General features: G+C 67.0%; 25 protein-coding genes and 1 tRNA gene. 8 read left to right on the forward strand and 18 right to left on the reverse strand.

Annotation, left to right across the window (positions count from 1 at the left end; genetic code table 11):
• Positions 1 to 129: 129 nt before the first annotated feature.
• Genes J0I47_RS05170 through J0I47_RS05180 form a run of 3 tightly spaced genes read right to left on the reverse strand, consistent with a single transcriptional unit; the run spans position 130 to position 2,751 of the window.
• Positions 130 to 1,425 carry an SPOR domain-containing protein gene (locus J0I47_RS05170; protein WP_294045372.1) on the reverse strand — a complete coding sequence of 432 codons (1,296 nt, stop codon included), beginning with the start codon at positions 1,423 to 1,425 and terminating at the stop codon, positions 130 to 132.
• 17 nt (positions 1,426 to 1,442) lie between these two features.
• Positions 1,443 to 2,018, reverse strand: a complete 576-nt coding sequence (locus J0I47_RS05175) for a hypothetical protein (RefSeq protein WP_294045373.1) — start codon at positions 2,016 to 2,018, stop codon at positions 1,443 to 1,445.
• Between the two features lie 10 nt (positions 2,019 to 2,028).
• Positions 2,029 to 2,751: a ParA family protein gene (locus tag J0I47_RS05180; protein WP_294045374.1), complete on the reverse strand. Its 723-nt coding sequence runs from the start codon at positions 2,749 to 2,751 to the stop codon at positions 2,029 to 2,031.
• A gap of 253 nt (positions 2,752 to 3,004) precedes the next feature.
• Between J0I47_RS05180 and J0I47_RS05185 the strand changes: the two genes are divergently transcribed.
• Entirely contained in the window at positions 3,005 to 4,117 is a 1,113-nt protein-coding gene (locus J0I47_RS05185; protein ID WP_294045375.1) for an SPOR domain-containing protein, read from the forward strand.
• A 91-nt stretch (positions 4,118 to 4,208) separates the two neighbouring features.
• Here J0I47_RS05185 and serB read toward each other — a convergent pair whose 3' ends face one another.
• Positions 4,209 to 5,078, reverse strand: a complete 870-nt coding sequence (gene serB, locus J0I47_RS05190) for a phosphoserine phosphatase SerB (RefSeq protein WP_294045376.1) — start codon at positions 5,076 to 5,078, stop codon at positions 4,209 to 4,211.
• Between the two features lie 101 nt (positions 5,079 to 5,179).
• Here serB and miaA point away from each other — a divergent pair, with 101 nt between their 5' ends.
• From miaA to J0I47_RS05205, 3 genes are all read left to right on the forward strand, one after another.
• Positions 5,180 to 6,112, forward strand: a complete 933-nt coding sequence (gene miaA, locus J0I47_RS05195; RefSeq protein ID WP_294045377.1) for a tRNA (adenosine(37)-N6)-dimethylallyltransferase MiaA — start codon at positions 5,180 to 5,182, stop codon at positions 6,110 to 6,112.
• Entirely contained in the window at positions 6,112 to 7,104 is a 993-nt protein-coding gene (gene ilvC / locus J0I47_RS05200; protein WP_294045378.1) for a ketol-acid reductoisomerase, read from the forward strand. The genes miaA and ilvC overlap by 1 nt, the downstream gene beginning before the upstream one ends.
• 79 nt (positions 7,105 to 7,183) lie before the next feature.
• Positions 7,184 to 7,786, forward strand: coding sequence for a TMEM175 family protein (locus tag J0I47_RS05205; protein WP_294045379.1), 603 nt, complete (start codon positions 7,184 to 7,186; stop codon positions 7,784 to 7,786).
• Here J0I47_RS05205 and J0I47_RS05210 read toward each other — a convergent pair.
• From J0I47_RS05210 to folE, 4 genes are all read right to left on the reverse strand, one after another.
• Positions 7,783 to 8,163, reverse strand: a complete 381-nt coding sequence (locus J0I47_RS05210) for a BLUF domain-containing protein (protein ID WP_294045380.1) — start codon at positions 8,161 to 8,163, stop codon at positions 7,783 to 7,785. The two genes, J0I47_RS05205 and J0I47_RS05210, sit on opposite strands and share 4 nt — an antisense overlap.
• 75 nt (positions 8,164 to 8,238) lie before the next feature.
• Positions 8,239 to 8,595, reverse strand: a complete 357-nt coding sequence (locus J0I47_RS05215) for a dihydroneopterin aldolase (protein ID WP_294045381.1) — start codon at positions 8,593 to 8,595, stop codon at positions 8,239 to 8,241.
• Positions 8,588 to 9,361: an SDR family NAD(P)-dependent oxidoreductase gene (locus J0I47_RS05220; RefSeq protein WP_294045382.1), complete on the reverse strand. Its 774-nt coding sequence runs from the start codon at positions 9,359 to 9,361 to the stop codon at positions 8,588 to 8,590. The genes J0I47_RS05215 and J0I47_RS05220 overlap by 8 nt, the downstream gene beginning before the upstream one ends.
• Positions 9,358 to 9,990, reverse strand: coding sequence for a GTP cyclohydrolase I FolE (gene folE, locus J0I47_RS05225; protein ID WP_294045383.1), 633 nt, complete (start codon positions 9,988 to 9,990; stop codon positions 9,358 to 9,360). Before folE ends, J0I47_RS05220 begins: the two co-directional genes overlap by 4 nt.
• A 232-nt stretch (positions 9,991 to 10,222) precedes the next feature.
• Here folE and J0I47_RS05230 point away from each other — a divergent pair, with 232 nt between their 5' ends.
• Positions 10,223 to 13,180, forward strand: a complete 2,958-nt coding sequence (locus J0I47_RS05230) for a TonB-dependent receptor (RefSeq protein ID WP_294045384.1) — start codon at positions 10,223 to 10,225, stop codon at positions 13,178 to 13,180.
• Between the two features lie 135 nt (positions 13,181 to 13,315).
• On the opposite strand, the gene fghA is transcribed toward J0I47_RS05230, so the two are convergent.
• Both fghA and J0I47_RS05240 read right to left on the reverse strand, forming a co-directional pair.
• Positions 13,316 to 14,149 carry an S-formylglutathione hydrolase gene (gene fghA / locus J0I47_RS05235; RefSeq protein ID WP_294045874.1) on the reverse strand — a complete coding sequence of 278 codons (834 nt, stop codon included), beginning with the start codon at positions 14,147 to 14,149 and terminating at the stop codon, positions 13,316 to 13,318.
• Between the two features lie 20 nt (positions 14,150 to 14,169).
• Entirely contained in the window at positions 14,170 to 14,550 is a 381-nt protein-coding gene (locus J0I47_RS05240; RefSeq protein ID WP_294045385.1) for a VOC family protein, read from the reverse strand.
• A 91-nt stretch (positions 14,551 to 14,641) separates the two neighbouring features.
• On the opposite strand from J0I47_RS05240, the gene J0I47_RS05245 reads away from it, so the two are divergent.
• Positions 14,642 to 14,845: a DUF2945 domain-containing protein gene (locus tag J0I47_RS05245; protein WP_294045386.1), complete on the forward strand. Its 204-nt coding sequence runs from the start codon at positions 14,642 to 14,644 to the stop codon at positions 14,843 to 14,845.
• Positions 14,846 to 14,889: 44 nt separating this feature from the next.
• Complete coding sequence (locus J0I47_RS05250; RefSeq protein ID WP_294045387.1) at positions 14,890 to 15,150, forward strand: SWIB/MDM2 domain-containing protein; 261 nt, start codon at positions 14,890 to 14,892, stop codon at positions 15,148 to 15,150.
• 106 nt (positions 15,151 to 15,256) lie between these two features.
• On the opposite strand, the gene J0I47_RS05255 is transcribed toward J0I47_RS05250, so the two are convergent.
• From J0I47_RS05255 to J0I47_RS05285, 7 genes are all read right to left on the reverse strand, one after another.
• Positions 15,257 to 15,931 carry a methyltransferase domain-containing protein gene (locus tag J0I47_RS05255; protein ID WP_294045389.1) on the reverse strand — a complete coding sequence of 225 codons (675 nt, stop codon included), beginning with the start codon at positions 15,929 to 15,931 and terminating at the stop codon, positions 15,257 to 15,259.
• Positions 15,883 to 16,701: an FkbM family methyltransferase gene (locus J0I47_RS05260; RefSeq protein WP_294045390.1), complete on the reverse strand. Its 819-nt coding sequence runs from the start codon at positions 16,699 to 16,701 to the stop codon at positions 15,883 to 15,885. Before J0I47_RS05260 ends, J0I47_RS05255 begins: the two co-directional genes overlap by 49 nt.
• A 121-nt stretch (positions 16,702 to 16,822) precedes the next feature.
• A tRNA-Arg gene (locus tag J0I47_RS05265) sits at positions 16,823 to 16,899 on the reverse strand.
• A 36-nt stretch (positions 16,900 to 16,935) separates the two neighbouring features.
• The gene (locus tag J0I47_RS05270) at positions 16,936 to 17,364 is read right to left on the reverse strand and encodes a DUF1178 family protein (protein ID WP_294045391.1); all 429 of its coding nucleotides are present in this window, start codon (positions 17,362 to 17,364) and stop codon (positions 16,936 to 16,938) included.
• On the reverse strand, positions 17,361 to 18,161 hold the full coding sequence (locus J0I47_RS05275; RefSeq protein ID WP_294045876.1) for a carbon-nitrogen hydrolase family protein: 801 nt from the start codon (positions 18,159 to 18,161) through the stop codon (positions 17,361 to 17,363). Before J0I47_RS05275 ends, J0I47_RS05270 begins: the two co-directional genes overlap by 4 nt.
• Before the next feature lie 26 nt (positions 18,162 to 18,187).
• Positions 18,188 to 18,445, reverse strand: a complete 258-nt coding sequence (gene grxC, locus J0I47_RS05280) for a glutaredoxin 3 (protein WP_294045392.1) — start codon at positions 18,443 to 18,445, stop codon at positions 18,188 to 18,190.
• Positions 18,446 to 18,477: 32 nt separating this feature from the next.
• Complete coding sequence (locus J0I47_RS05285; protein WP_294045393.1) at positions 18,478 to 19,221, reverse strand: ComF family protein; 744 nt, start codon at positions 19,219 to 19,221, stop codon at positions 18,478 to 18,480.
• A 46-nt stretch (positions 19,222 to 19,267) separates the two neighbouring features.
• Between J0I47_RS05285 and J0I47_RS05290 the strand changes: the two genes are divergently transcribed.
• The gene (locus J0I47_RS05290) at positions 19,268 to 20,113 is read left to right on the forward strand and encodes a methyltransferase domain-containing protein (protein WP_294045877.1); all 846 of its coding nucleotides are present in this window, start codon (positions 19,268 to 19,270) and stop codon (positions 20,111 to 20,113) included.
• Here J0I47_RS05290 and J0I47_RS05295 read toward each other — a convergent pair.
• Positions 20,075 to 20,473, reverse strand: a complete 399-nt coding sequence (locus J0I47_RS05295) for a (deoxy)nucleoside triphosphate pyrophosphohydrolase (protein ID WP_294045394.1) — start codon at positions 20,471 to 20,473, stop codon at positions 20,075 to 20,077. The genes J0I47_RS05290 and J0I47_RS05295 overlap by 39 nt on opposite strands.
• Positions 20,474 to 20,477: the final 4 nt, after the last annotated feature.

Consider the following 20,477-nt stretch of genomic DNA (forward strand, 5'->3'; position numbering starts at 1 on the left):
TGCACCGTCATCCCCGCGAAAGCGGAGACCCATCTTCCGATATCGCCGATCACGCCCGTCGCGCCCAGTGCATCATCCGGGAGATGGGTCTCCGCTTTCGCGGGGGTGACGACGTAAGTAAGGCGAAGCTTACTTCTTGCTCCAATCCGCCGACTTCTCGCCGGCGCCGGTGCGCACGAAGCACTTGCCGCCATGCGCGCGGTATCCGGCGCACAGGCGCTTGGCGCCCGCTTCGTCGAACCCGCCGACCGACAGGCGGTAGAAGCTCTTGCCGCCGGCGGTGAAGTTCATGCCTTGCGGCGTCTGGCCGGCAAAGGCGGAATAGCGGCGTGAGGCGCGGCTCCAATCGTCGCGGGCGACGCCCACGCTGTCATAGGCGCCGAGCTGGACGAAGAAATTGCCCTTCCCGACCACCGGCCTCACGCTGACCTTGACTGCCCCCGGGGTGGGTGTGGCGACGGCCTCGGTCTTGACGACGTTGTTCTTGACCGGCGCTGCGACCGGCTTGGCGAGCTTGCCAGGGGTCGCGACGACGCGACCGGGGAGTGCCTGGACGACTTCGGCGCGCGGGCCGAACACGATGCGGGGCGTCGCGGCGACGGCCACGACCGACGCGGGCGCCTGAGCGGCGACGATGACCGGCGCGGGGGCCGGCGGTGCAGTTTCGACTGGTGCGGACGCGACCGCGACCGGAGCGACCGGCACCGCGGCGTTCAGCGCGAGCGCGACCGGCTGGCCGGGATCGCTCGCGGGGCTCACGCCCAGCAGCGAGGCGACCTGATCGGCGCGGCCCGTCGGACGCGCGAAGGCGGCCCATTGCTCGATCCGCTTGTCGAGATCGGCCGGCGACAGGTCCATGCTCGCGACGAGGCGCGCATCCTGCCAGCGACCCGCCAGCGCCAGGCTGAGCGCGAGGTTCTGGCGCAGCTTGGCATTGGCGCCCGGCTGGCGCGCGATCGGCAACAGCAGGTCGACCGCACCGGCGGGATCGCCCGCCAGCGCCATCGCGAGGCCGCGGTCGGCAACCGGGATCGTGCCCGAGTGGCGATCGAGCGTCGCCCGCGCCCCGGACCAGTCACCATCGGCGATCTGCGCCAGCGACAGGTTGAGTGCGACGCGCGGATCGCCCGGCGACAGCGTCAGCGAGTCGGTGAACGCGGCCTTCGCCGACGCGAACCGCCCGGCGGCGAGATACGCCTGGCCGAGCAACGAGCGATATCCGGCGTCCTGTGGCTGCAGCGACACGGCATACTCGGCATATTGCACCGCCGCCGCGCCGTCGCGCTTGGCGATCGCCTTGGTTGCCTTCACCGCATCCTCGCGCGCCTCGCGCTCAATCTGCGCGGCGGTCCGGCTACCGGCATAGGCGACGCCGGCGGCACATAGCGCCAGCGCCGACAGCCCCAGGGTCAAACCGTTCTTCATCGCAAAGTCCCCCCAACTTACCGCGACGCCCGCGCCGGAACCTGGCGTGCCAGGTCGTCGACTTCGGGCAAGGATGTCAGAAACGCGTCCAGCGCCTCGGTCACCAGCATCTGGGCCGAGTGCCCGCTCACCGCGCTGGCGAGACGGAGCCGCAGGTGGCGATCCTGATCGAGGCGGAGCGTGAACGCCGCCTTGTTCTTGTGCTGCGTCTCGCGCGCCAGCCGTTTGGCGGTGGCGACCGAGACAGAGCGGCGCGGCATCGCGACGACGGCGGGCGCCGGCACGGGCGTTTCGGCGACCGCGAGCTCTTCGATCACCGGTGCCGCCAGTTCCTCATGGAGCTGGCGACGCTGCGCGAGCACCGGCGGCACGCCTTCGGGCGGCGGCACGATGTCGGTCTGCGGCTCGATCGGGTGGACGTCGCCGGCATATTCGGGCGCATGGCCCATGTCATTCCAGCCGAGATCGTCGAGATTGCCGGCCAGCGACGCATAGCCGCCAGTGAACGCCTGCGGGCGCATCGCCGGGCGCGCCTGGCCCTTGCGGGCGAGCAGGCCGGACGACAGCGAGGCGAAGGGCTTGGGTTCGCTCATGGCCACCCCCTCAGCCGATCACGCGCCGGCCGAAGCCGCCGCCGGCCGCAGGCCGCTGCATGCCGAAGGTCGAGGGCACCGAAGTCGGCGCCGCGAACACCGTTCGGCGGAAATTCTTTTCGAGGCGATCGGCGATGTAGCTCCACAGCTCACGAACCTCGCCGGCCGAACGACCGTTGGGATCGACCTCCATCACTGTGCGGCCGTCGATCATCGAGGCGGCGAAGTCGGTGCGATGGTGGATGGTGATCGGGGCAACGGTGCCGTGCTGCGACAGCGCGACCGCGGCCTCGCTGGTGATCTTGGCCTTGGGCGTCGCCGCGTTGACGACGAAGATCAGCGGCTTGCCGGCGCGTTCGCACAGATCGACGGTGGCGCCGACTGCGCGCAGGTCATGCGGGCTCGGCCGCGTCGGGATGACGATCAGCTCGGCGACCTGGATGACGCTGGAGATCGCCATGGTGATCGCGGGCGGCGTGTCGATCACCGCCATCTTGAAACCCTGCTGGCGCAGCACCTCGAGGTCGGCGGCGAGCCGCGCGACGGTGGTCTGGGCGAACGCCGGATATTCGTCCTGCCGCTCGTTCCACCAGTCCGCCAGCGACCCCTGCGGGTCGATATCGATCAGCACGACGGGGCCGGCGCCGGCGAGCTGTGCCTGCACCGCAAGGTGCCCCGACAGCGTCGTCTTGCCCGATCCGCCCTTCTGCGATGCCATCGCGAGAACGCGCATTGATCCCCACACTCCCCTTATTGGTCGGGAGCGAGGTGCCATGGGCGGCACTAAGAACAGGTTAATGACGAAGTTATTGGTTGGATTGGGTTCCTTTATCGCGGTGCCGGCCCGCTCCCCCGTCCGACCACCCATAGGATGGAATATCTGGGTGGTCGCGCGGGGGAGCGGGCCGGCACCGCCTTACCCAACGAAATCTTTGCCTTTCGCCCGAGCGCGCGCGATAGGTCGGGCGAGGAACGACGAGGGGCGGATGATGGGACGAACGCTGATCGGTGCGATCGCGCTGTCACTGGCGGCGACGGCATGGGCGCCGGCGCTGGCCGATACCAAGGCGGGGGTCGATGCGTGGAACCGCGGCGATTATGTCGGCGCGGTCACCGAATGGCGCAAGGCGGCGATCGCCGGCGATCCCGACGCGCAGTTCAACCTGGGCCAGGCGTACAAGCTCGGCCGCGGCGTGCCGGTCGATCTCGCCATGGCGGAAGGCTGGTACCGCAAGGCGGCGGCGCAGGGGCATCCGCAGGCGATCGACAATTACGGGCTCGCCTTGTTTCAGGACGGCAAGCGCACCGAGGCGGTGCCGTGGCTGGAGAAGTCGGTCGCTCGCGGCGAACCGCGCGCGCAGCTGGTGCTCGGCACGATGCTGTTCAACGGCGACGGGATCCAACGCGACTGGGTGCGGGCCTATGCGCTGATGGTGCGGTCGTCGGCGGCCGGGTTGCCGCAAGGATCGCAGACGCTCGCCGACATGGACAAGCTCATTCCCGAGGATCAGCGCCGCCAGGGCTTGCAACTCGCGCGGACGTACGAGGAGCAGGCGGCGCGACCGGCGCTGGGCGGCGAACTGGCGAGCGGCGACATGCCCCCGCCGACGATCTATCGCCCGGCGCCGGATCGTGGTCACGGGCGCGGCCGACCGAGCGGGGCGCCGACCATCGCGACGATCGACGTGCCGCCCTCGGCCGATACCGGTCCGATCTACGCACCCCCTGCCCCGCCCGCGCCGCCGCCGCCAAAGGCGCCCAGGCCGGGCAAGGCCAAGCCGGTCGTCGTGGCGGACGCCGCTCCGCCCAAACCCGCACCCGTCGTCGCCAAGGCCACCCTGCCCCGCGCCCAGCCGGTCGCGACCGGCGGCAATTGGCGCGTCCAGCTCGGCGCGTTCAAGGACGAGGGCAACGCGCGCGCCTTGTGGGAACGCCTCCGCGCACAACTTCCCGCGATGGCAAGCTACCAACCCTATCTCCGCCACGTCGGCCCGCTGACCAAGCTGCAAGCCGGCCCGGTTCGGTCGAAAGCGGACGCCGAACGCCTGTGCCAGAGCGTCGCGCGGACGGGCACCCCGTGCGTGCCGGTGGCGCCTTAGTCTAATCCGTCATCCCGGCGAAGGCCGGGAGCGCTGGACGATCGGGCGGAACAAAAGCCGCCAGCGGCCCCGGCCTCCGCCGGGGCGACGATCAGAGGACCCACTCGCTCCGCTTATACCCTTGCGCATAGAGCAGCGCGGACAGGTCGCCATGGTCGATCCGTGCGCCGGCGGCCTGGGCGACGATCGGCTTGGCGTGATAGGCGACGCCCAGGCCGGCCTGCGTTATCATCGCCAGATCGTTGGCGCCGTCACCGACCGCCAGCGTCTCCTCGCGCATCAGACCGAACTCCAGCATCGCCTCCGACAGCGTCGCCAGCTTGGTCGCGGAATCGACGATCGGCTTGGTCACGGTGCCGGTGAGCTTGCCGTCGGCCACCTCCAGCACGTTGGCGATCGCGCGGTCGAAGCGGATCTCCCGCGCGACCGGCTCGGCGAACCGGGTGAAGCCGCCCGATACCAGGATCGCGGTCACACCGTGTGCGCGCATCGTCCGCACCAGCGCCCTAGCGCCCGGCATGATCGTCACGCGTTCGGCGAGGCAGCGGTCGATGACGCTTTCGTCCAGTCCCTTCAATAGCGCGACGCGGGCATCGAGCGCCTGCTCGAAATCGAGTTCGCCGCGCATCGCCGCCTCGGTCACGGCGGCGACCTCCGCTTTGATCCCGGCATAGTCGGCAAGCTCGTCGATGCATTCGACGGTAATCATCGTCGAATCCATGTCGGCGACGATCAGCTTCTTGCGGCGATGTTCGGCGGGTTGGACGACGACGTCGATCCCCTGCCCCTCCAGCGCCGCGCGCGCCGCGGCCGGATCGCGCGCGAAAGTCAGGTCGCACGCCACGCCGGGCTCGAGCCAGTCGGTCGCGACCGGCACGCACCCCGCCGCATCGAGGCGATCACGCGTGGCGGACACCTCGCCCTGCGGCAAGTCGGCGGCTATCAGGGTGGCGATGTACAACGCATTCCTCCTCGCACCGTCCCCTGCCGTTCGTGTCGAGCGAAGTCGAGACACGTTGTCGCAGCGACTGCTTCTCGACGTCGCTCGAAGCGAACGGTGAGGTGGTAGCCTCCCTCCCCAAAGTCGCGCTCATCGCAGGGCCGACCGCGAGCGGCAAGTCCGCGCTCGCACTGGCGCTGGCCGAGCGGACTGGCGGGACGATCGTCAATGCCGACAGCGCGCAAGTCTATCGCGACCTCCGCACCGTCACCGCGCGCCCGCCGGCCGAAGAGGAAGCCCGCGCACCGCACCGGCTGTTCGGGCACGTCGATGGCGGCGACACCGGTTATTCGGCGGCGCGCTGGGCAGCGGAAGCGCGGGGGACGATCGACGCGGCGGTGGCCGCTGGCAGCCTGCCGATCCTGGTCGGCGGTACCGGCCTCTACCTCCGCACGCTGATCGACGGCATCGCGCCGGTGCCACCGATCGATCCTGCCATCCGTGCCGAGGTTCGCGCGATGGCGGTCGGCGATGCCTATGCCGCATTGCGCGAGGCCGATCCGGCACAGGCCGCCCTGCTCAATCCCGCCGACACGACCCGCATCGCGCGCGCACTCGAAGTGGTGCGATCGACCGGCCGCTCGATCGCCGAATGGCGGCGCGAGCGGGTCGGCGGCATCGGCGATCGCATCGCCCTGACCGCGCTGATCCTGCTCCCGCCGCGCGACTGGCTGTACGAGCGGATCGACCGCCGCTTCGCCGCGATGGTCGATGCCGGCGCCATGGCCGAGGTCGCGGCCCTGATCGCGCGCGAGGACGTGCCGCTCGACGCGCCGATCCGCCGTGCGATCGGCCTGCCCGAACTCGCCGCCGCCGCACTCGGCACGCTGACCGTCGAGGAAGCGATCACGCGCGCCAGCCTCGCCACCCGCCAATATGCCAAGCGGCAATATACCTGGTTCCGCAATCAGCCGCCCGCGGACTGGCAGCGCAGCGACGCGACCGCTACCGACGAGTTGCTCGCCCAGATCGAATCCCGCCTGAAAGCAGATTGATGCGCACCTTCTTCGACGCCGACGCCGACTTGTCGATCATCCGCGGCCGGAAAGTCGCGATCCTGGGCTATGGCAGCCAGGGACACGCCCACGCGCTCAACCTGCGCGACAGCGGCGTCGAACAGATCGTCGTCGCCTGCCGCGAGGGCTCGCCGACCGGCGCGGCGGCCGAGGCGGCCGGGTTCAGGACGATGCGCAATGCCGGCGCCGCCGCCTGGGCCGACCTGGTGATGATGATGGCGCCCGACGAGCACCAGGCGGCGATCTGGCACGCCGACGTGGCACCGCACCTGCGCCCGGGCAGCGCCCTTGCCTTCGCGCACGGCCTCGCGATCCACTTCAAGCTGATCGTCCCCCCGCCCGGCATCGACGTCGTCATGATCGCGCCGAAGGGCCAAGGCCATGGCGTGCGCGCCGAGTTCGTGAAAGGCGGCGGCATGCCCTGCCTGATCGCGGTCGAGCAGGATGCGACCGGACGAGCGCTCCCGCTCGCCGTCTCCTACGCGGCGGCAATCGGCGGCGGGCGATCGGCGATTCTCGAGACGAGCTTCCGCGAGGAATGCGAGACCGACCTGTTCAGCGAACAGGCGGTGCTGTGCGGCGGGCTCACACACCTCATCACCGCCGGGTTCGAAACGCTGACCGAGGCGGGCTATGCGCCCGAGCTCGCCTATTTCGAATGTCTGCACGAGATGAAGCTGATCGTCGACCTGCTCTACGCGCGCGGCATCGCCGAGATGCGGACGAAGATTTCCAACACCGCCGAATATGGCGACATCACCGCGGGCCCGCGCATCATCACGCCCGAGGTTCGCGCCGAGATGAAGCGCATCCTGGCCGACATCCAGTCCGGCGACTTCACGCGGAAGTTCGTCGCCGAGAGCGCGGCGGGCTATCCCGAACTGACGGCGGCGCGCACGGCGGCGGCGGCGCATCCAATCGAGGCGATGGGCAGGAAGCTCCGTATGCTGATGCCGTGGCTGGCGAAATAGTCGTCGTCCCGGCGCCGGGGAACGGACGTTTGACGCCGAAGCCCTGGTCGGTGCAGCGTGGGCACGAAGGGGGAAGCGAATGAGTGAACGACGCGACGGCCGGCCCGAAATCGGGCGAGTCGAGGCGTTTTCCGACGGCGTGATCGCGATCATCATCACGATCATGGTGCTGGAACTGAAGGCGCCGGAGGATCCCGGCTGGGATCACCTGCTGCGGCTGTGGCCGGTCGCGCTCGCCTACATCATCAGCTTCGCCTATGTCGGCGTCTATTGGGTCAACCATCATCGTCTGTTCAGCCACGCGCAGCGGGTGACCAACGCGCTGGTCTGGCTCAACCTCGGGCTGCTGTTCGCGCTCAGCATCGTGCCCTTCTCGACCGCCTATCTCGGCGGCCAGCATTTCAGCCGCGACGCGACGTTGGTTTATCTCGCGACGATGCTGCTCCCGGCGTTGTTCTATTACCCGTTGCAGCAAGTGATCCGCGCGACCGGGGCGACTGGCACCGATGCCGACACCTATCACCGCCAGACCAGCCGCAAGGGGGCGACGGCGACGATCATCTACCTGCTCGGCATCCCGTTGGCGTTCGTGTCGCCGTGGCTCGGGATCGGTGCGGCGGCGCTGGTCGCGATCCTGTGGTTCCTGCCCGACAGTCCGTTCGATGGCCTGTTCGGCGACTAGACCTCGAAATGCCGCGCAATGTCGGGTGAAACGCCCGACAGCAATCCGCGCAGGCGCTGGGCGAAGTCGGCGGCATGTTCTCCCCGCTCGCGGCAGGCCATCGACCATCCGCCGAAATCGCGCACGGTGATGATGCGGTCAATCAGCACATCGAGTTCGCCGTGCCGCGGATCGACTTTCAGCCGCGCGACGAGCGCCTCGACCGCGCCGTCCTCACCCTCGATCGCCTGGACGAAGGTGTCGCCATCCGCGAACAGCAGCCCGCTGATCCCGTCGATACCATTGCGGACATAGGCGCCCTTCGCGATCGCCGCGCAATCGTCGGCCGCTAGCCCACTCGATGCCGTCGTGATGCTGCGATAGACTAGCTGTCGCATGTTCCCCCCGGAAGGACAGAAGGGGAACGGTATCAGGCCGGTCCGGCCAAGTCCTTGCGCTCGATCAAGGTTCGCTCAATCGCGACGACGGACGATCTCGCACCCGATCTGGGCGTCTGGATAGATGTCGGGCTTGGTCGAGCGGACCGTGACCGCGACGACGCGCGGGTCGGCGAGACACAGAACCGCGATTCGCTCGCACAGCACTTCCTGCAGCATGACGTGCCCGGCGGCGGCGATCGCGTGAATGCCCTCGCGCACGCGGTCGTAATCGACCACCGCTTCGATCCGATCGGCCGGCATATCTGGATAGGCGCAGGTCATCGCCACCGACACCAGCACGCGCTGCGGCGCCTGCTCGTGCGCGTGGATGCCCAGCCCCATCGTCACCTCGAGCGCGTCGAGCCGGATCGTGTAGACCGCCTCAGCCATCGCGGCGGCCGGGGGTCGAGAACATCACGTCGCCGTCGCGCTTCAGGAAACGCTGGCCATTATCGACGAACAGCGTCTGCCCGGTGACAGCCGGGGTCGCGAGCAGATAGGTGACGGCCTGCGCGATCACCTCCGCGCCGACCGGACGGCGGAGCAGGTTCTCGCTTGCGACCGCGGCGAACTCCGCCTCGCTCTGGTCGCCGCTCGGCAGCGTCAGGCCGGGGGCGACCGCGTTGACGCGCACCCGGGGGGCGAGCGCCTGCGCCAGCATCGTCGTCGCGCCCTCCAGCGCGACCTTGGTCAGCGTGTAGCTGAAGAAATCGGGATTGAGGTTGTCGACCTTTTGATCGAGCAGGTTGACGACGGCGCCGTCGGTCAGATCGTCCTGCTGTGCCAGCGCACAGGCCAGTGCGACCGGAGCGGCGAGGTTTACGGGGGCGAGCTTCGCCAACAGCGTGGCGTCGAAAGCAGGCGGGCGGTCGAACTCGAACAAGGATGCGCTGTTGACGAGGCCGTCGATCGGTCCCCGCATCGCCTCGCGCGCCGCACGCAGGATCACCGGCGGCGCGGCGGGATCGGCCAGGTCGCCGACCACCGTCGCGACGCGCTCCCCGCTCGGATCGAGTTCGCGCGCCAGCGCCGCCGCTTCGTCGTCATGCGGCTGGTGGTGGTGGATCACGACGCGATGTCCGCCCTGCGCCAACGCGCGCACGATCGCCGCGCCGAGACGACGCCCGCCGCCCGTGACCAGAACGGTACGACTCACGCGCGCCCCTGCATGTCCATCAGCGCCAGCACCTCGCGGCGGCTGCGATCGTCGTCGCGGAACACGCCCATCATCCGGCTGGTCACCATGCCGACGCCGGGCGTGCGCACGCCGCGCGCGGTCATACAGGCGTGCGTCGCCTCGATCACCACCGCGACGCCCTGCGGCTTCAAGTGATTCCAGATGCAATCGGCGACCTCGGCGGTCAGACGCTCCTGCACCTGCAACCGCCGTGCGAAGCCGTGTAGCACGCGCGCCAGCTTGGAGATGCCGACGACATGGTCCTTGGGCAGGTACGCGATGTGCGCGTGGCCGATGATCGGCGCCATGTGATGCTCGCAATGCGACTGGAACGGAATGTCCTTCAGCAGCACGATGTCGTCATAGCCGCCGACTTCCTCGAACACCCGCGCCAGGTGCCGCGCGGGATCGTCGTCGTATCCCGCGCAATATTCCTTCCACGCCCGCGCGACGCGGAGCGGAGTATCGAGCAACCCCTCCCGCCCCGGATCGTCTCCCGCCCAGCGAATCAATGTCTTGACCGCTTCCGCCACCTCGGCCGGCACGGGGATTTTGGGAGCCGACGCTACCAGGTCGCCATCGTTCAGGTCGTCGTCGTGATCGTGCATCGCGGATGGTCGCCTTCGCTCGGGATCGGGTGACGCTACGGCAAGGCCGATCGCATCACGGGAAAGGGGTAACCACTGTTCCCTTTCGGCAACAGAAGCGTGTCCCTGCAACTTTCGGTACGTGTAGCCCATTGACGGCGCAAGTTTAAGCCTCGTAAGTTTGGAATGTTGGGTATGATCCACAGCGCCATCCGGCAAAAAGATCGGGGCGTCGTCCAGAGGGGATGTCATCATGAAGAAGTTCGAGCTGCTTGCTGCATCGGCCATCGCGATGCTGGCCGCGACCCCAGCGCTGGCGCAGACCGCCCCGCAGGATGCGCCGGCGACCACCGCCACCACCACGCCGCAGGATACGAGCACACCCGACGACATCGTCATCACCGCCCAGCGCCAGTCGGAAACGCTGCAATCGGTGCCGATCGCGGTGTCGGCGTTCAGCGCCGCCAACCTGGCGCAGCAGCAGATCAAGACGACCAGCGACCTGCAACTGTCGCTGCCCAACGTGACCTTCACCAAGTCGAACTTCACCTCGTCGTCGTCGTTCAACATCCGCGGCATCGGCGACCTGTGCGTCGGCGTGACCTGCGACGCGGCGACCGCGATCCACGTCAACGACGTGCCGGTGATCGGCTCGCCGATCTTCCAGAACGAATATTTCGACGTCGAGCGGATCGAAGTCCTGCGCGGGCCGCAGGGCACGCTGTTCGGCCGCAACGCGACCGGCGGCGTCATCAACTTCATCACTGCCAAGCCCGACCTCACCGGCATCCATGCCGCGGGCGAGGCCGAATACGGCAATTACAAGAGCATTCGCGTCAAGGGTATGCTCAACATCCCGCTCGGCGACGTGTTCGGCGTGCGCATCGCGGGCTATTATCTCAACCGCGACGGCTTCACCCACAACCTGTTCACGAACACCAATATCGACGGCCGCAACCAATACGACATCCGCGCCTCGATCCGCTTCCAGCCGTCGTCGAGCACGACGCTCGACATTGTCGGCCATTATTTCCACGAGAATGACGACCGCTCGCGCGTGCAGAAGCAACTCTGCCATCGCGATCCGACCGGCATACTTGGCTGCCTGCCCGACCGTCTGGCGAACGAGCAGGTGAATGGCGACTCGACGCTGGCCGCGGTGCTGACGTCGAAGGAGTTCTTCATCGCTCGCGGCATTCCAGGCGCGCTGGCCCTGGGCAGCGTCTATCCGACGGACGGCGACGTCTATTCGGGCTTCACCAACCCGCCGGGTCTGCGCACCGTCAACATCGACTCGCTGCCGACCTTCAAAACGAATGAGAAGCAGATCCTCGCCACCCTCAGCCAGGATTTCGGCCCCAAGTTCAACCTCAAGCTGGACGGCGGCTATACCGAGGGCGGCACCGATTCGTCGGTCGACTACAATATCGGCATCGAACGCTCGCTCGCCGGCAACTCCGGGTTGAATACGCTAGCCTTCCTGGCCGCCGGTGGCGGTGGCGCCGGGCTCGCCGCCATCCTCGGCCCTGTCGCGGCCAAGCTCATCCCCAACGGCCCGAACGGCAACGTCTGCCAGTCGCTGGCCGAACCGACTGGCACCGGCGTCTATGGCGGCCACGCGGTCTGCGCGCCGACCAGCCTCGATTTCGATCGCTCGACGGCCTATGGAAGCCAGTACTTCGCGGAAGGCATCTTCAGCTCGAAGCTTGACGGTCCGTTCAACTTCCTGGTGGGCGCGGGTTATCTTAACTACACCGTCCGCGACAACAGCTACTATGTCAATTCGTTCGCGCTGGACTATGCGTCGGGTATCCTGGGTTCGCTGTCGACCAGCAGTCCGTCGTATCTGGCGACGCCATTCTATCGCAACGATTCCGAATATTATCGGCTCAAGAGCTACGGTCTGTTCGGCGAAGCCTATCTGAACCTCGCGAGCAACCTGAAGTTGACCGCCGGCCTGCGCTACAACCACGACGCGAAGCATATCGAGGCGCGCACGACCTTCGCGAACTGCCCGGTTCCGATCGGCACGGCCAACGCCTACAATGCTGCCAACTTCGCATGCTTCGATGCCGACGGGAATGCGGCGAACGGCAACCAGCCGCTGGCGATCAACGATGTCAGCTTCGGCCGCCTGACCGGTCGCGCCGTGCTCGACTGGCAGATCACCTCGCGCAACCTGCTCTATGCTTCGTACTCGCGCGGGTACAAGTCCGGCGGCATCAACCCGCCGATCTCGCCGACCTTGGCGATCGTGCCGACCACGTTCGGTCCCGAGACGGTGAACGCGTTCGAGGTCGGGTCGAAGAACACCTTCCTCGACGGGCAGCTCCGGCTGAACCTGACGGCGTTCTATTATCAGTACAAGTCGTTGCAGCTCAGCCGCATCGTCGCGCGCACCTCGGTCAACGACAATGTCGACGCCGACATTTACGGCCTCGAAGCGGAAGCGGTGATCCGGCCGATCCCGGCGCTGACTATCAACCTCAACGCCAGCTATCTCCACACCAAGATCGCCACGGACAAGTTCCTCGGCAATCCGCAGGATCCGTCGGGCGGACGCGCGGACGCCGTCATCATCAAGGACATCAGCAACGGTTCGAACTGCGCGGTCGTTTCGAATGCGGGCAGCGCTGCTGTGTCCAACGGCTTCGTCAACGCCGCGAACGCGGCCATCAACGCCGGCGTGTTCAAGGCGCAGGGCTTCGGCGGCGGGTCGGGACTTCAGGGTACCACCGCGATCCCCGGCACGAACACGACCGGCGCTTTCAGCGTCTGCGCCATTCTCGCCGGCTTCCAGGCCGCGACGGCGTCGCCGGTCACCGTTCTACAATCGGGCGTGGCGGTGAATGTCCGCGGCAACGAGTTGCCGCAGTCGCCGCACGCCAAGTTCTCGGCCGGCGTGCAATATGTCGCCAAATTCGACGACTGGAACCTGACGCCGCGCGTCGACCTGTCGTATACCGGCGGCTATTACGGCAGCGTGTTCAACGGCAACATCAGTCGGATTCAGGGCTATGCCGTCGTCAACGCGCAGATCCAGCTGAACGCGCCGAGCGACAAGTTCTACCTTCGCGGGTTCATCCAGAACCTGACCAACAACAACGCGATCACCGGCCTGTACGTGACCGACCAGTCGTCGGGTCTGTTCACCAACGCGTTTACGCTGGAGCCGCGCCGCTACGGCATCGCGGCTGGGTTCAAGTTCTGATGCGGGCGGCCTCGGCTAGCATGAGCTAGCCGGGGACTCGCCGCGTCGAGCGGTGAGGTCGCATAGCCACCTCGTCCGACGGCGGCGCGAAAATATCGACTTCACCAAACCCCGGCCTCACCGCCGGGGTTTTCGTCAGCGCAGCCGCTCGGCGTGCCAGCGGAGGTGATCGGCGATGAAGCTGGCGATGAAATAATAGCCGTGGTCGTATCCCGGCTGCATGCGCAGCGTCAGGTCGATCCCCGCCGCACGGCAGGCGTCGGCCAGCAATTCCGGCTTCAACTGCTCGGTCAAAAAGGCGTCGGCGTCGCCCTGATCGACCAGAATGCTGCGCACCCGTGCGCCGTCCTCGATCAGCGCGCAGGCGTCGTACGCGCGCCACATCGCTCGATCGGGCCCAAGATACCCGCCCAGCGCCTTCTCGCCCCACGGACAGCGCATCGGCGCGACGATCGGCGCGAACACCGACACGCTGGCGAACCGGCCGGGATCGCGTAGTGCCATCGTCAGCGCGCCGTGGCCGCCCATCGAATGGCCCATGATACCCTGCCGCGCCATATCCGCTTGCGGGAACCACGCGGCGATCAGCGCCGGCAACTCGTCTTCGAGATACGACCGCATCCGAAAATTCGCCGCCCACGGCGCTTCGGTCGCATCGAGATAGAAGCCCGCGCCCTGCCCGAAATCGTAGGCGGGATCGTCGGGCACACCCTCGCCGCGCGGGCTGGTATCGGGCGCGATCAGCATCACGCCGAGCTCCGCCGCGACGCGCTGGGCGCCGGCTTTGGTGATGAAATTCTGCTCGGTGCAGGTCAGCCCGGCAAGGAACCACAGGACCGGAAACGGCCCCTCCCCCGGCGGCACGAACACGCCGAAATTCATCGGCGTGCCCGTCATGGCCGCGGCGTGACGATAGACGCCCTGCACGCCGCCGAAGCATCGTTGCTCCGACAGCGTCTCGACCGCCACCGTCACCGCCGCGTCCGTCGTCACGCCGACATGCGGTGCAGCGCGCACAATTTATTGCCGTCCGGATCGCGTAGATAGGCGAGATACAGGGTCATCGTCGCGCCGTTGCGCACGCCCGGCGGATCCTCGATCGCGGTGCCGCCGTGCGCGATCCCGGCCTCGTGCCAGGCATCGGCCTGTTCGGGGCTCATCGCGAAGCCGATCGTGCTGCCGTTGCCGTGCGTCGCGGCCTCACCGTCGATCGGCTTGGTCACCAGGAACAGGCTGCCGTTGTGCGCGTAGATCAACCGGCCCTTGTCGTCCTTCACCCCTGGCTTGCCGCCCATCGCGGCGAAGGTCGCGTCGTAGAATTGCTTGCTGCGATCGATGTCGTTCGATCCGACCATCATATGGCTGTACATCGGCGTCTCCCTCTTCGTGGTGCCGAAAGCGCTATGCGGGCAACCTTCGGCGCAATCAAACGCTGATACGCCCGGACGAAGGAGAGCGACGATGAGCGATCTGAAGAAGGGCGACGACGTGACCTGGCAATCGCACGGCGGCACCGCCCACGGCACGGTCGAGAAGAAGCAGACCAGCGACACCAAGATCAAGGGCCACCAGGTCCGCGCCTCAAAAGATGATCCGCAATACATCGTAAGGAGTGACAATGGCGGAAAGGCAGCGCACAAGAGGGGCGCGCTGACCAAGGCGTAACGAGTCCACGGCCGCAAAGGCCGATACGAACAGGAAGGAATGCAATGGCAACTGCACCCAAGACCGGCGGCATCCATGCCCCCGTCACCCCCTCGCCCGAGCTGGCCGCCGTCGTCGGCAGTGAGAAGCTCCCGCGCAGCCAGGTGATCAGCAAGGTGTGGGACCACATCAAGAAGAACAATCTGCAGAACCCGCAGAACAAGCGCGAGATCCTGGCCGACGACAAGCTGAAGAAGGTGTTCGGCACCGACAAGGTGACGATGTTCGAAATGAACAAGCACATCGCCAAGCACGTCAAGGCGTAACGTTTCTTATTATGCGACGGGGCGGCCGTGAGAAATCGCGGTTGCCCCGTTTATGTTAAGCGAAGTCACGAAGCGATATACGTCCAATGGTTATATCGGAAGACCTCTATGTCTTCCGCACCTCGCACATCGGTTTCTGAACCCTAATCTGGAGACTGGTACTCAATCCATCGGGAAGCAATCGATGCAGGATTTTGAGTAAACCGACGATTACAACCGAACCCATGGAATAAGCTGGTTCAGCATGATCGTAAAAAACGTCGACGCCAAAACCGCTAAACCATCGCATTAAGCTTCGACGATCGTTCATGCGATAAAACGCTGGAAAGACGTCATGCTCTTTGCGCCAAGGCTGGACGCGACGCAGCACCGCGGTGTGAAAAGCTTGAGGTATCAAGCGTGCCGCCATCGCGGGGTAGCCCCATTTATTCGGCGTGCGCGCAAAAATGATACCCCCTGGACGCAGGACGCGCGACAACTCAGCGGCGAACGATTGAGGATATTCGACATGCTCAAACGTCACGTCGCTTACAATTAAGTCGAACAGATCATCGTCGAAAGGCAAGCGCGCATCGTCTAGAATGACCTGATAATCTGAACATGGATGGGTTTGCACGACCGGGTCGACGTCGACAGCCCAAACCTTCCCAAGATCGCGGAGATCACGAAGCGGTCGGATTTCAGGGCTTTGCTCCCAAAAGGAGCCCGCGCCGGCTCCTATATCCATGATGTTTAGCCTGCTTTTGCCAGCAACGGCGTCGCGTATTCGTTGATAGAACACGACGGTACTATTAGGCCTCGCTCGCCCGTTCGACATTCCTGCGCCCCCCCGGGCTCCATCTCGTGCGTGGCCTCGAAATTATCCCCCTCGACCCTGCGCAACGTGTAGCGATACCCGGCGAGCAATTCACGGACAAGGTCAAAATTAGCAGCAGCGATTTCGACGATGATACGGGGGCGAACCTCGCGCAGTAATCGGTCCGCTCCACGTAACGCGTCCAATTCTCCACCTTCAATATCGATTTTGACCAAGCTTGGTGCGGCCCGGTTCCGTAACAGGCCATCAAGTGTTTCCACCCGCACAGCCCGAACTTCACGCGCGCCACCCGTCTGCGTCGATAGAACTCCGCTAATCAATCCGTTCGCGGAACGGCCGCGGGATGCGACCGCGAATTCACCGACCCCGGGTCGGGCGCCGATGGCGACGGACACGATTGACAGTTGGCGGTCTGCATTCGCGCGCGCGGTGCGCTCGATCAATCCCGCCAGCCACTTATCGGCCTCGATGGCCAAAACCGGCTGCTGGGATTGATGTGCAGCAATAAGAGAGAATAGGCCGACATTTGCTCCGATGTCCCAGACGATGTCGTCAGGCCGTACATCTCGACCAATGTCGAGAAGATGGGCATCGAACGCACGGGCCGAAACACGCAGCCAACGTAGCGCAGCATCGGGCGAAGCCATTATTGGTCGGCGGCCGAATTCCGCAGGTAATCGGCGCCAAAAGGAAATCTTACGACAGGCGAGTTCCACAAGGCGTCTGAACAACATTTACGGAGCCTCACACGTGGCAATCGACCGAGCAAGGCATTACCATGTTCACCGAAAATTTAACTAATCGAGCCAGCAGTCTATCGTTCTTAAACGACGACTGAGCCTGTCCTGAGGAAGTTGGTGGTCCCGGAGGGACTCGAACCCCCGACGCCCACTTTAGGAAAGTGGCGCTCTATCCGGCTGAGCTACGGGACCACGCGGGCGCCTAGGTATCGACGCCGCCGGACCTGGTCAATTGCAGGCGTCGGGCGGAACCACCGGAAACGGCAGCGGCGCGACCGGCACGCCGTCTTCGGCCAGCGCCTTCGCCTCCGCGATCGTCACTTGGCCGTGGATCGGCGCATGGTCTTCTGTGCCGTCGTGCATCGCGCGGGCTCGCGTGGCGAAGGTCCCGCCGACCCATTGCGAGCCCTCCAGCGCCTTCGCCTGCGCCGCCGCCAGCGCGGCCATCGCCGCCTTCATCGCCGCCGGCGCGACCTCGGCCTGGCGGTTGGACTTGGCCGCGACCGCCGGCGCCATCACCGCCTTTCCGATATGCTTGTCGCCGCACAGCGGGCACTCGACCAGTCCGCGCGCCTGCTGATCGTCATAATCGGTCGACGAGCCGAACCACACCTCGAACACATGGCCGCTGCCGCATTTGAGGTCGAAGACGATCACGCCTGCCCAACGTCCGGAATCGGCCGGCGGTGCCGCAGCGCCGGGATGCGCTGGCGAATGTCGGCCAGCCGCGTCGGATCGATCGTCGCGAACCCCAGCCCCGCCGCCTCGCCCATATCGAGCAGCACCTCGCCCCATGGATCGACCACCAGCGAATGGCCATAGGTCGTGCGACCGTCGGCATGCTCGCCGGTCTGCGCCGCCGCGACGACGAACGCCGCGCCCTCGATCGCGCGGGCTCGCAGGAGGACGTGCCAGTGCGCCGCGCCGGTCGGCCGCGTGAAGGCGGCCGGCACGCTCAGGATCCTCGCACCGGCATCGGTCAGCGCGCGGTAGAGGTCGGGAAACCGCAGGTCGTAGCAAATCGTCGGGCCGAGCCTGCCTGCGGGCGTATCGACCACCACCGCCGCCTCGCCCGCCGTGTAGGCCGCCGACTCACGCCAGCTTTCGCCATTCGGCAAGTCGACGTCGAACAAATGCAGCTTGTCGTATCGCGCCTGGATCGCGCCTGCATCGTCGATCACGAACCCGCGATTGGCGAACTTGCCGTCCTCCCTTCGGATCATCAGCGAACCGAGATGGACCCACAGGCGATGCTCGGCCGCCGCCGCGCGCACCGCCGCCAGTACCGGATCGTCACACTCTTCGCGGACATGCGCGGCCGCACGCTGGCGATCGCGATCGACCAGCCCCGACATTTCCGGCGTGAACAGCATCACCGCGCCTGCCGCCGCGGCATCGGCAACCGCCTGAACGATCGTGACGGCGTTGGCGGCGGGATCGATCCCGCTCTTCATCTGCAGGACAGCGAGCTTCGTCACGCTCACGCGCTCAGCAGCGGATCGAGCCCCCCGCGGTCATCCAGCGCGGCCAGGTCGTCCGACCCGCCGATGTGCTTCCCGTCGATGAACACCTGCGGCATCGTCATGCGGCCGCCAGACCGCTCGACCATCTCGGCCTTTTTCGGGCCGCCCATGGTCACGTCATATTCGATCGGCTCGACGCCCTTCGACGCGAGCAGCTTCATCGCGCGGGTGCAGTACGGACACCACGCCTTGGTGTAGATTTCGACCTTTGCCATGGTGCGAGAGGTGGCGAGCGGTCCGGTGCTTGTCAATCGGCGGCGTCGCCGACCACCCGTGCCCAGCACAGGATCGTGACTCTGGCCGCGCCGCCTTTCAGCAACGCGCGGGTACAGGCATCGGCGGTTGCGCCGCTGGTATAGACGTCGTCGATCAGCACGACATGGCGGCCGGCGATGGCGGCGGCCCATGCCGGATCGAGTGCGAAGGCCGCACGAACGGCGGCGGCGCGCTGACGCGGGTTCATGTTGCGGAGCGGCGGGGTGCGACGCGGACGGCGGAGTACCAGCGGATCGCAGTCAAGGCCGCTCGTCGCCGACAGCGCCCGCGCGATCAGCACCGCCTGATTGAACCCGCGCGTCCACAGTCGCCAGCGGTGGAGCGGCACCGGCACCAACACCTCCGCATCCGCCGGGATATGCCGCGCCATCAGTCGCGCCGCGGTGGTCGCGAACGCCAGTCGCCCGCCATATTTGAGCCGCAGCGCCAGCGTCTTCGCGACCGGGCCGTACGCGACCGCCGCGCGTACGCCCGCATGGCGCGGCGGATTGGTCAGGCACGCGGCGCACTGTGCATCCGCCCCGCGATCGATCGCGAACGGCACGCCGCAACTCGCGCAGCACGGCTCGCCCAGGAAATCGAGCGAGCCCCAGCACGTCGTGCAGAAGCGATGATCGCCGCGCACCACCGCGCCACAGCCGGGACAGCGCGACGGCAACGCCAGCGCGAGCGCCTCCGCGATCAATCCCGCCGCGCCCGTCCGACGCCACCTCATCCGGCGCTTGTCGCGCGACGACAAGGGCGGCACAAGCGCCGCCGCGATGGATGCCCCCGAAATCTTCGACCGCCACGCCCGCCGCCGCGCGCGCGACCGCGCCGCGCGCGATTATGCGGCGCACGACTTCCTGCGCGCCGCCATGCTCGACGGCATCGCCGATCGGCTGGCGAGCGTGAAGCGCGACTTTGCCGACGTGCTCGACCTCGGCGCGTTCGACGGCGCGTTCGTGGCACCGCCGGGCGCTCGCGTGACGCGAGTCGATGCGGGTGAAGCGTTCGCCGCGCAGACCGGCGGGATGCAGGCGGAGGAGGACCGCCTGCCCTTCGCACCCGGCAGCTTCGACCTGGTCGTGTCGGCCGGCGTGCTCGACAGCGTGGGTGACGTGCCGGGCGCGCTGATTCAGTTTCGCCGGGCGTTGCGGCCGGATGGGCTCTTTCTCGGTGCGTTCGTCGGCGGCAACTCGCTCGCCACCGCGCGCGGCGCCTTTCGCACGGCGGAAGCGGAGCGGCCGGCGGCACGGTTCCACCCGATGATCGACGTCCGTGCGGCAGGCGACCTGCTCGTCCGCGCCGGTTTCGCGCTGCCCGTCGCCGACAGCGAGACGCTGACGGTGCGCTATCCCGATCTGTTGCGGCTGATCGGCGACCTGCGCGGGATGGGCGCGAACAACGTGCTGACCGGGCGGACGGCACTGACCCGCGGCGCGTTGGCGCGAGCGGTCGAAGCGTTTGCCGCCCAGGCCGATGCCGATGGCCGCGTCGCCGAGCGCTTCGACCTGATCTTCCTGACCGGATGGGCCCCCGCCCCCGGCCAGCCGCAACCGGCGCGACGCGGCAGCGCGACGGCGTCGTTATCGGCCGCTCTCGGCCAGCGCGAGCGCGGCGAGTAGCTGACGGTCGAGCGGCGGCATCGGCAGAGCGTCGAGCTCATCGATGGCCGCCCACGTAATCGCCGCCGCCTCGATCGCCACGGCCTCGCCCCGCCATTCGGTACAGCGATAGAGCAACAGCACCATCGGTCGCTCCCCTGCCGATTCGGCGAAAGCCACCGGCTCGACCGCCCCGATCGCGATGCCGAGCTCTTCCGCCAGTTCGCGCGCCAGCGCAGCCGTCGCCGTTTCGCCCGGCTCGACCTTGCCGCCGGGAAACTCCCACAACCCGCCGTGCTGCTTGTCCACCGGCCGCTGCGCGACCAGAACGCGGCCAGCGTTATCGATCAACGCAGCGGCGACGACGATCAGCAACGACATTCCC

The organism is Sphingomonas sp., assembly GCF_017304635.1.
Taxonomy (GTDB): Bacteria; Pseudomonadota; Alphaproteobacteria; order Sphingomonadales; family Sphingomonadaceae; genus Sphingomonas.